This is a genomic window from Mesorhizobium sp. M0174 (genome assembly GCF_040322275.1).
Classification (GTDB): domain Bacteria; phylum Pseudomonadota; class Alphaproteobacteria; order Rhizobiales; family Rhizobiaceae; genus Mesorhizobium.
In genome coordinates, this window is record NZ_JAMYTB010000024.1 from 61292 (window position 1) to 70834 (window position 9543).

At 63.9% G+C, this 9543-nt stretch carries 10 protein-coding genes; all 10 read left to right on the forward strand.

What is annotated here, in order from left to right:
- The first annotated feature begins 33 nt into the window (after nucleotides 1-33).
- Nucleotides 34-357 (forward strand): YnfA family protein, encoded by a 324-nt coding sequence (locus NKJ13_RS27525; RefSeq protein ID WP_352739685.1) that lies wholly within the window; start codon nucleotides 34-36, stop codon nucleotides 355-357.
- A 3-nt stretch (nucleotides 358-360) separates the two neighbouring features.
- The gene (locus NKJ13_RS27530; RefSeq protein ID WP_352739687.1) at nucleotides 361-1329 is read left to right on the forward strand and encodes a small ribosomal subunit Rsm22 family protein; all 969 of its coding nucleotides are present in this window, start codon (nucleotides 361-363) and stop codon (nucleotides 1327-1329) included.
- A gap of 207 nt (nucleotides 1330-1536) precedes the next feature.
- A complete protein-coding gene (locus NKJ13_RS27535; RefSeq protein ID WP_352739689.1) occupies nucleotides 1537-3027 on the forward strand; it encodes a replicative DNA helicase in 1491 nt (496 codons plus the stop codon).
- Between the two features lies 1 nt (nucleotide 3028).
- Complete coding sequence (locus tag NKJ13_RS27540; protein WP_352739691.1) at nucleotides 3029-3541, forward strand: hypothetical protein; 513 nt, start codon at nucleotides 3029-3031, stop codon at nucleotides 3539-3541.
- 268 nt (nucleotides 3542-3809) lie between these two features.
- On the forward strand, nucleotides 3810-5228 hold the full coding sequence (radA, locus tag NKJ13_RS27545; protein ID WP_352705357.1) for a DNA repair protein RadA: 1419 nt from the start codon (nucleotides 3810-3812) through the stop codon (nucleotides 5226-5228).
- Nucleotides 5229-5274: 46 nt separating this feature from the next.
- Nucleotides 5275-5946, forward strand: a complete 672-nt coding sequence (locus NKJ13_RS27550; protein WP_254820238.1) for a CvpA family protein — start codon at nucleotides 5275-5277, stop codon at nucleotides 5944-5946.
- Between the two features lie 132 nt (nucleotides 5947-6078).
- Nucleotides 6079-7548 carry an amidophosphoribosyltransferase gene (purF, locus tag NKJ13_RS27555; RefSeq protein WP_352479226.1) on the forward strand — a complete coding sequence of 490 codons (1470 nt, stop codon included), beginning with the start codon at nucleotides 6079-6081 and terminating at the stop codon, nucleotides 7546-7548.
- 74 nt (nucleotides 7549-7622) lie between these two features.
- Entirely contained in the window at nucleotides 7623-8363 is a 741-nt protein-coding gene (locus NKJ13_RS27560) for an SDR family NAD(P)-dependent oxidoreductase (protein WP_352507942.1), read from the forward strand.
- Between the two features lie 80 nt (nucleotides 8364-8443).
- Nucleotides 8444-9073: a hypothetical protein gene (locus NKJ13_RS27565; protein WP_352507943.1), complete on the forward strand. Its 630-nt coding sequence runs from the start codon at nucleotides 8444-8446 to the stop codon at nucleotides 9071-9073.
- A gap of 136 nt (nucleotides 9074-9209) precedes the next feature.
- Nucleotides 9210-9431, forward strand: a complete 222-nt coding sequence (locus NKJ13_RS27570; protein ID WP_254820234.1) for a hypothetical protein — start codon at nucleotides 9210-9212, stop codon at nucleotides 9429-9431.
- Nucleotides 9432-9543 lie beyond the last annotated feature (112 nt).

Genomic DNA, 9543 nt, shown 5'->3' on the forward strand with positions numbered 1-9543 from the left:
TGAAAAGGCACCCGTCAACGCGGGACCTTTTTTATGACCTACCTCCTCTACGTCGCTGCCGCACTTGCCGAGATCGCCGGCTGCTTTTCGTTCTGGGCATGGTGGCGGCTGGAAAAATCGCCGCTGTGGTTGGCGCCCGGTCTCGTCTCGCTGGTGCTATTCGCGTGGCTGCTGGCGCTGGTCGACACCAGCGCGGCGGGCCGGGCCTACGCCGCCTATGGCGGCATCTACATTGCCGCCTCGCTGGCCTGGCTGTGGCTGGCGGAAGGCGTGCACCCCGACCGCTGGGACCTTGCCGGTGCCGCGATCTGCATCGTTAGCGCCTCGGTCATTCTGCTCTCACCTCGGACTGCCTAAGCGATGGAACTGCCCGTCCCGCTTAGACAAGGCGTCGACCGCCTTCTCGAACAGGTGCCGTTGCCGATGCTTAAGCAAGCGGCAAAGACCCTGTCAGACCGCTACCGCGCAGAGTTGCGCGACGGTCGCCTGCACATGGCCGAAGACATTGCGGTGAAGGCCTATCTGGCAACGCGGCTGCCGGCGACCTATGCTGCCGTCCGCGCCAGCCTCGAGGCGGTAAGCGAGGCGCGGCCCGATTATGCTCCGAGAACCCTGCTCGATGTCGGCGCCGGCCCTGGCACGGTGCTTTGGGCCACAACGAATCTCTGGCCGGATCTCCAACAGGCGGTGCTGCTCGAGGCCGGCGCCGCCGTGCGAAGGGTCGGCGAAGCGCTTGCCGCGGATGCGATCACGGCCAGGACCGCCTGGCGGACCGGCGACGTCACCGTCGACCTGGTCGATCTGGAGCCGGCCGAGCTGGTGACTTCAGCCTATGTGCTGGATGAGATCGCGCCGGCATCGCTGGCAAAACTCGTCGACCGGCTCTGGCAGCTGACCGCCGACACGCTGCTGGTCGTCGAGCCGGGCACGCCGGCCGGCTGGCAGCGTATTCTTGCCGTGCGGCGGCAGCTGATCGAGACGGAGGCGCACGTGCTTGCGCCCTGCCCGCATGAGGCGCCCTGCCCGCTCGTCGCTCCCGACTGGTGCCATTTCGCCCGCCGCGTCGCCCGCTCGCGCCTGCACCGTCTGGCCAAGGATGCCGAGGTGCCGTGGGAGGACGAGAAATTCATCTTTGTCGCGGCTTCCCGCCATCCGACCGCTCCGCCTCAAGCGCGAGTGATCGCACCGCCGAATTCGGGCTCCGGCAAGGTCTTGCTGAAGCTTTGCCAACAGGATGGGAGTGCTGCCGAGCGACTGTTCACCAAGCGCGATGGAGGGGCGTTCAAGGCCGCGCGGCGACTGGACTGGGGTGATGCCTTGCCGGAATGACCGGCAGCTATTTTCCTGTTTTGTTCTCGCCCAAGAACGGCTAGGCTCGCCATCTTGATTCGAGTCAATTGAGATTCTTTCCACCGAAAGAACCTGGCTGTGAATCGCGGGCATCAAAGTTGGTTGGTTGGGGACTGATGCAGATAAGTCATCACCGACTTGTCTCGTTCTGATATCGAGAGACCGGGGATCAGGACCGGGGACATCATGGCAGAGGCAGCACGAAAATTCGGCGTGGCGGAAACACCGCTCTATCGCGAGGCGCCGAATAACATCGAGGCCGAGCAGGCGCTGCTCGGCGCCATACTGGTCAACAATGATGCCTTCTACCGCGTCTCAGACTTCCTGAAGCCCGGCCATTTCTACGAGCCGCTGCATAGAAAGATCTTCGAGGTCGCGGCCGAGCTCATCCGCATGGGCAAGGTCGCGACGCCAATCACGCTGAAGACCTTCCTCCCGGCCGATGAGAAGGTCGGCGACATGACGGTGGCGCAATATGTCGTGCGGTTGGCGGTCGAGGCCGTCACGGTCGTCAACGCCACCGACTATGGCCGCGCCATTTACGATCTGGCCACGCGGCGCGCGCTGATCACGGTCGGCGAGGACATGGTCAACATCGCCTATGACGCGCCGGTCGACATGTCGCCCTCCGACCAAATCGAGGATGCCGAGCGGCGCCTGTTCGAGTTGGCCGAGACCGGCCGCTATGATGGCGGCTTCGAGAGCTTCACCGACGCCGTCAAGACCGCCGTCGACATGGCCAATGCCGCCTATATGCGCGACGGGCATCTGTCGGGCGTCGCCACCGGCTTGCGCGACCTCGACCGCCGCATGGGCGGCCTCCAGTCGTCCGACCTGATCATCATTGCGGGGCGCCCCGGCATGGGCAAGACCTCGCTCGCCACCAATATCGCTTTTAACATCGCAGAGGCCTATGTCCCCGCACAGCAGGCCGACGGCTCGTTCAAGGCGGCCAACGGCGGCGTCGTCGGCTTCTTTTCGCTCGAAATGTCGTCCGAACAGCTGGCCACCCGCATCATTTCCGAACAGACCGAAATCCCGTCGTCGAAAATCCGGCGCGGCGAGATCAGCGAGATGGATTTCGAAAAGCTCGTCGCGTGCTCGCAGACGATGCAGAAAATCCCGCTGTTCATCGATCAGACCGGCGGCATTTCCATTGCTCAGCTGTCTGCCCGTGCGCGCCGCCTGAAGCGCCAGCGCGGCCTCGACGTCATCGTCATCGACTATATCCAGCTGATGCAGGGATCGAGCGCGAAATCATCGCAAAACCGCGTCCAGGAGATCACCGAGATCACCACCGGGCTCAAGGCGCTGGCCAAGGAGCTGGCGGTGCCGATCATTGCGCTGTCGCAGCTGTCGCGCCAGGTCGAGAGCCGCGACGACAAGCGCCCGCAGCTTTCGGATCTGCGCGAATCCGGTTCGATCGAGCAGGACGCCGACGTGGTGCTGTTCGTCTACCGCGAGGAATACTACCTGAAGAACCGCGAGCCGAAGCCGGGCACCGACGAATACATCAAATGGGAACACGAGATGAACGAAATGCGCGGCAAGGCCGAAGTCATCGTCGCCAAGCAGCGCCACGGCCCAACGGGGTCGGTCAGCCTCGCCTTCCAGGGCGAGTTCACCCGCTTCTCCGACCTTGCCGAGGAGCATCATTTGCCGGATCGGTTTGAGTAGCATGGGTAACCACTTCAGATGCGCCGCCGTTCTTGCTTTTGCGCTCATTGGCGCGGTTGCCGCCCTCGCAACCGCCTCTGCTTGTTCCATGCCTCCAGATTGGACGCCGCAGCGAGCGTTTGCGGAGGCCTCCCTGGTATTCCGAGGCATGGTTACTGAAACTGAGCTTAGCCCAATCAAACTTGGAACTGTTCCGCCTGATGAGGGTGATGGCCGAATACTGGTTAACGTACGATACGAGATTGCCGAGGTGTTCAAGGGCAAACCGGAACCGAATGGCGTGGTCTCCACGACCACTCTGATCATGGGTGGATGCGGTGTGCCTGTTCTGGCCGGGCAGAATTTCCTGTTTTACGTGGATGCGATCACTGAGGAAGCGCGGAAAGCGGAGCCGGAGTTTGCCACCCAGACACAGGGCATGATTTCCATCTACAACTCGCAGATGCTGCCACCCAATCCGGAATTGCTCGAGGAGGCGCTTGCCGAAGTTCGCGCTCTCGCCAAGAAGCACTGAATTTGAACCAGCTCGCTAAACCACGCCCCGAAAATGCGGTCGGCGCTCTACGGCGCCCCCCTCTGTCCTGCCGGACATCCCCACATGGGGGGAGATTGGCCGTCGCTCGCGACGCCACTCTTTTTTGCGACGCGGAAAATTGGCGAAATCCTACGTTCAGTCCGATCTCCCCCCTCGTGGGGGAGATGTCCGGCAGGACAGAGGGGGGCGCTGTCCCGCCTCCCTATCCTGCGCTGGCACCTGCCACACCCGAACCGGGCCACGCCTGATGGCCAAATCGCGCGTCCAGTTCATCTGCCAGAATTGTGGTTCGGTGCATCAGCGCTGGGCCGGCAAATGCGATGCGTGCGGCGAGTGGAACACGCTGGTCGAGGAAGGTACGTCCGGCGGCATCGGCTCGGGTCCGGCCAATAGCCGTAACGCGCGCAAGGGTCGCGCCGTAGTGCTCACCACCTTGTCCGGCGACATCGAGGACGCGCCGCGCATCGTCTCCGGCATCGGCGAGCTCGACCGCGCCACGGGCGGCGGCTTCGTGCGAGGCTCGGCGCTGCTGGTCGGCGGCGATCCCGGCATCGGCAAGTCGACGCTGCTCACCCAGGCCGCGGCCGCGCTGGCGGCAAAGGGCCACCGCATCGTCTACGTCTCGGGTGAAGAGGCGGTCGCCCAGATCAGGCTGCGCGCCCAGCGGCTCGGCGTCGCCGACACCCCGGTCGAGCTCGCCGCCGAAACCAATGTCGAGGACATCCTCGCCACCATCGCCGATGGCAAGCGGCCGGATCTGGTCATTCTCGATTCGATCCAGACGCTGTGGACCGACATGGCTGATTCGGCGCCCGGCACGGTGACCCAGGTGCGTGCCGCGGCCCAGGCGATGATCCGCTACGCAAAATCCACAGGGGCGGCGATCGTTCTGGTCGGCCATGTCACCAAGGAGGGCCAGATCGCCGGCCCACGCGTCGTCGAGCACATGGTCGACGCGGTGCTCTATTTCGAGGGCGAAGGCGGCCACCACTTCCGTATCCTGCGCACGGTCAAGAATCGATTCGGGCCAACCGACGAGATCGGCGTCTTCGAAATGTCGGACAAGGGCTTGCGGGAAGTCGCCAACCCGTCCGAGCTTTTCCTCGGTGAACGCCACGCGAAGTCGCCGGGCGCCGCGGTTTTCGCGGGCATGGAAGGCACACGGCCGGTGCTGGTCGAGATCCAGGCGCTGGTAGCACCGTCGTCGCTCGGCACGCCGCGCCGCGCCGTCGTCGGCTGGGACGGTGCCCGGCTGTCGATGATCCTGGCGGTTCTGGAAGCTCATTGCGGCGTCCGCTTCGGCACCCACGACGTCTATCTCAACGTTGCCGGCGGCTACCGCATTTCGGAGCCGGCGGCCGACCTGGCGGTGGCTGCGGCACTGGTTTCCTCGCTCACCGGTCTTGCCCTTCCCGCCGATTGCGTCTATTTCGGCGAAATCAGCCTTTCGGGTGCGGTGAGGCCGGTTGCACATGCGCAGCAGCGCCTCAAGGAAGCCGAAAAGCTGGGTTTCGGAAGCGCGGTTCTGCCCTTGGGCAGCGAGGAACTTGTCGGTGGTAATGGGGTCGGGGGGATCGGAGCCGGCGCTTTCCAGCCCACCGAGCTTGCCGATCTCGTGGCGCGCATAGCCGGCTCACGGCGCAGCCGCGTCGACGAGCGAGAGTGATGCGGCTCGTCGAGCCGCGAAAAAGAGATCGGAGTGGGGCGAAAACATGCCGATTACGCTGCTTGACGGAATTCTCGTCGGCTTCACCCTGGTCTCGGCGATGCTCGCCATGGTTCGCGGCTTTTCGCGCGAGATCCTGTCGATCATCTCCTGGGCAGCCGCCGCGGCGGCCGCCTTCTTCTTCTACAAGCCGGTGCTGCCTTACATTCAGCCCTATATCGACAACGAAAAGGCCGCCATGGCCGCGGCCGCCGGTATCGTCTTCATTGTCGCGCTGATCGTCGTTTCGGTCATCACCATGAAGCTCGCCGACTGGATCATCGATTCCAGGATCGGCGCGCTCGATCGTACACTTGGCTTCCTCTATGGCGCGGCGCGCGGCATCCTGGTCGTCGCTGTTGCGCTGCTTTTCTTCAATTGGCTGGCCGGCGCCAAGGCCCCAGGCTGGATTGCCAACGCCAAGTCAAAGCCGCTGCTCGAATCGATCGGCGCCAAGCTCGAAAGCCTGCTGCCCGAGGATCCGGAAAACGCTATCCTCAACAAGCTCAATCCGAATCAGCCAGCCACCGAGACGCCTCTGGCCCCAGACGCCCCTGCAGCGGAAGCACCTGCCGCCGGCGACGACGCCACCGCTCCGGCACCCGATGACAGCGACGCGCCACCGGCCGACAATGCGCCCGCGACGCCGGCACCTGCAAACCCGGCGCCGGCAAACTGATTTCGACAGACTTGCCAATCTGCAGACTTGGCGAGGCATCAAGACTGACGATCATGTGAACGCCGCACGACGTGCGTTGCTTTCGATGCGCTATGACCTTATATGGCGACTTTAGCGGAGCTTGAGCCCCCAATGGCAGACGCAGACGACGTGCTTTCCGCCGAAGCCGACGACCATTTCCACGACGAATGCGGCGTGTTCGGCATTTTCGGCCGGCAGGACGCCGCAGCCATCGTAACCCTCGGCCTGCATGCGTTGCAGCATCGAGGCCAGGAAGCGGCCGGCATCGTTTCCTACGACGGCACCCAATTCCATGTCGAACGCCATGTCGGCCTGATCGGCGACACCTTCACCAAGCAGCGTGTCATCGACAGCCTGCAAGGCAACCGTGCCATCGGCCACACGCGCTATGCCACCACCGGCGGCTCCGGCCTGCGCAACATCCAGCCTTTCTTCGCCGAACTTGCCGATGGCGGCTTTGCCGTCGCCCACAACGGCAATCTCACCAACGCCATGACCGTGCAGCGCGCGCTGCAGAAGCAAGGCGCCATCTTCTCTTCCACCTCCGATACCGAGACGCTCTTGCATCTGGTTGCCACCAGCAAGGAGCGCGACCTGAATTCGCGCTTTATCGATGCGGTGCGCCAGGTCGAAGGCGCCTTCTCGCTGGTGGCGATGACGTCCAAGAAGATGATCGGCTGCCGCGACCCGCTCGGCATCCGCCCGCTGGTACTCGGCGATCTTGACGGTGCCTGGATCCTCGCCTCGGAAACCTGTGCGCTCGATATCATCGGGGCGCGTTTCGTGCGTGACCTGAAGCCCGGCGAAATGGTCGTCGTCACCAGCAAGGGGATCGAAAGCCTGTTCCCGTTCGAGCCGCAGAAGACCCGCTTCTGCATTTTCGAATATGTCTATTTCGCGCGGCCGGATTCGTCTGTCGAAGGCCGCAATGTCTACGAAGTGCGCAAGCGCATCGGCGCCGAGCTGGCGCTGGAAAGCCCGGTCGAGGCGGACATCGTCGTGCCGGTGCCGGATTCGGGCACGCCGGCGGCGATCGGCTTTTCACAGGCCGCGGGCATTCCGTTCGAGCTCGGCATCATCCGCAACCACTATGTCGGCCGTACCTTCATTCAGCCCGGCGATTCGATCCGCCACATGGGCGTCAAGCTCAAGCACAACGCCAATCGCCGCATGATCGAAGGCAAGCGGGTGGTTCTGGTGGACGATTCGATCGTGCGCGGCACCACCAGCCAGAAGATCGTGCAGATGGTGCGCGATGCCGGCGCGAAGGAAGTGCATATGCGCATTGCCTCGCCGCCGACGCGCGCCTCATGCTTTTACGGCGTCGACACGCCGGAGAAATCGAAGCTGCTGGCATCGCGCATGTCGGTGGAGGAGATGGCCGAGTTCATCCGCGTCGATTCGCTCGGCTTCCTGTCGATAGACGGGCTCTATCGCGCCGTCGGCGAAGCCGGCCGCGACAACGAGCAGCCGCAATTCTGCGACGCCTGCTTCACCGGTCAGTATCCGACCCGGCTTGCCGATTTCGAAGGCTCCGACAATGTGCGCACGCTGTCGCTGTTGGCGGCAGGTGGGTCGTAGGCCTTGCCGGTCCGTTTGTCTCCGTCCCCTTGGCCCCTTACGGCGGTTTCACCTTGCCTGTCGGAATCCATCGTATGAGCCTTGACCTCTCCGGCCGCGTTGCGGTCGTCACCGGCGCGTCGCGCGGTATCGGCTATTTCATCGCCAGGGAGCTTGCCGCGGCCGGTGCGCATGTGATTGCAGTTGCTCGCACCGTCGGCGGCTTGGAAGAACTCGACGACCAGATCAAGGCAGATGGCGGGCAGGCGACGCTGGTCCCGCTCGATCTTGCCGACATGGCGGGGATCGACCGGCTGGGCGGCGCCATCCACGAGCGCTGGGGCAAGCTCGATATACTGGTCGCCAACGCCGCTGTGCTCGGCGTCATCGCCCCGATCGGCCATGTCGAGGCCAAGACCTTCGAGAAGGTGATGACCATCAACGTCACCGCAACATGGCGGCTGATCCGCTCGGTCGACCCGCTGCTCAGGCTTTCAGATGCCGGCCGTGCTATCGTGCTGAGCTCCAGCCTTGCCCACTCCGCACGCGCCTTCTGGGCGCCTTATGCGGCGTCGAAGGCGGCGGTCGAGGCCATGACGCGTTCATGGGCGCATGAGACCGAAAACCTGCCGCTCAGGGTCAATGCCGCCGATCCCGGGGCAACGCGCACCGCGATGCGGGCGCAGGCCGTACCCGGCGAGGATCCTGAAACACTGCCGCACCCTTCGGAGATCGCCAAGCGTATCGTGCCGCTGGCCAGCCCTATGCTCAAGGAGACCGGGCTGATCTTCCAGGCCAAGCACAATCGCTTTGTCGCCTACCGGCAGCCGGAGTAGCCACACATCGCATTTTGCCGGAAGAATTGCGCCGGCACCAACGTTGTTCGGGTGCCACAATTCGAGGAACGGAGGACCATATGCGGAGACTGCTTCTCTTGACTGCCACCGCGCTGCTTGCAGTTATCGGCGCCACGTCGTCGCAGGAGGCAACGATGAGCTTTTTCGTCACCAGCGTCGGCTCCGGCAAAGGCGCCGATCTCGGCGGTGTGGCCGGCGCCGACGCCCATTGTAGTTCACTGGCCGAAGCCGCGGGCGTTACCGGCAAGACATGGCGCGCTTATCTCTCGACCAGCGATACCGATGCACGCGACCGTATCGGCAAAGGCCCGTGGTTCAACGCCAAGGGCGTCAAGATCGCCGATGATGTCGCTTCCCTGCATAGCGATGCCAACGCCATCACCAAACAGACGGCACTCGACGAAAAGGGCCAAATGGTCAACGGCCGCGGCGACACGCCCAACCGGCACGACGTTTTGACCGGCTCCAAGCCGGATGGCGCGAAAATAGCCGACCAGACCTGCGGCGACTGGACGCTGAGCGGAGCAGAAGGTGTGGCGATGATGGGTCATCACGATCGTACCGGCCTCGATGATTCGGCAGCCGCCAAATCGTGGAATTCCTCGCATGCGTCACGCGGTGGCTGCAGCCAGGAGGCGCTGAAGGGCACCGGCGGCGACGGCCTGTTCTATTGTTTTGCGGTGAACTGAACCACAGCCGGAAAACGACCGACATCACGCGGCTGTGATGCCGTGGCTTAACGCCGCGCTTTGGCCCAGCTTTCGCCGCTGGGCCGGAGTTGCTAGGATCGTGCGACTCCCAAACAAGCAGAGCGAGGAAATACTCATGGCGGCACCGAGCGTAGCGTTAGTCTGGTATCTGGTGATCGCCGGCCCGCAAGGCGGCATGGTCGTGCTGCCCAGCACATTCGACACCCGCGAACAGTGCGCCTTCGCCATAACCGAATACCAGAAGCAACCGACGCCGGCCGGCTGGTCGGTGCAGTGCGTGCCGAGCGCCTCGCCCTTCGCCGACGAGGGCGACGCCGAGGAGCCGTCGGCGCAGTAGGACAGCGTGATCTCCCCCCTGTTTGGACCGGGGACATCGCGAACAGGTGTGCGAGGACATCGCGAACAGTTTGGCGCGCTTTGCGCTGGGGGGTTCGGGATGCCATTCGAGG

Bases quoted from the DNA above. Each gene is read 5' to 3' on its own strand.
- NKJ13_RS27525 (WP_352739685.1), top strand. From the start codon at position 34: ATGACCTACCTCCTCTACGTCGCTGCCGCACTTGCCGAGATCGCCGGC.
- NKJ13_RS27530 (WP_352739687.1), top strand. From the start codon at position 361: ATGGAACTGCCCGTCCCGCTTAGACAAGGCGTCGACCGCCTTCTCGAA.
- NKJ13_RS27535 (WP_352739689.1), top strand. From the start codon at position 1,537: ATGGCAGAGGCAGCACGAAAATTCGGCGTGGCGGAAACACCGCTCTAT.
- NKJ13_RS27540 (WP_352739691.1), top strand. From the start codon at position 3,029: ATGGGTAACCACTTCAGATGCGCCGCCGTTCTTGCTTTTGCGCTCATT.
- radA (WP_352705357.1), top strand. From the start codon at position 3,810: ATGGCCAAATCGCGCGTCCAGTTCATCTGCCAGAATTGTGGTTCGGTG.
- NKJ13_RS27550 (WP_254820238.1), top strand. From the start codon at position 5,275: ATGCCGATTACGCTGCTTGACGGAATTCTCGTCGGCTTCACCCTGGTC.
- purF (WP_352479226.1), top strand. From the start codon at position 6,079: ATGGCAGACGCAGACGACGTGCTTTCCGCCGAAGCCGACGACCATTTC.
- NKJ13_RS27560 (WP_352507942.1), top strand. From the start codon at position 7,623: ATGAGCCTTGACCTCTCCGGCCGCGTTGCGGTCGTCACCGGCGCGTCG.
- NKJ13_RS27565 (WP_352507943.1), top strand. From the start codon at position 8,444: ATGCGGAGACTGCTTCTCTTGACTGCCACCGCGCTGCTTGCAGTTATC.
- NKJ13_RS27570 (WP_254820234.1), top strand. From the start codon at position 9,210: ATGGCGGCACCGAGCGTAGCGTTAGTCTGGTATCTGGTGATCGCCGGC.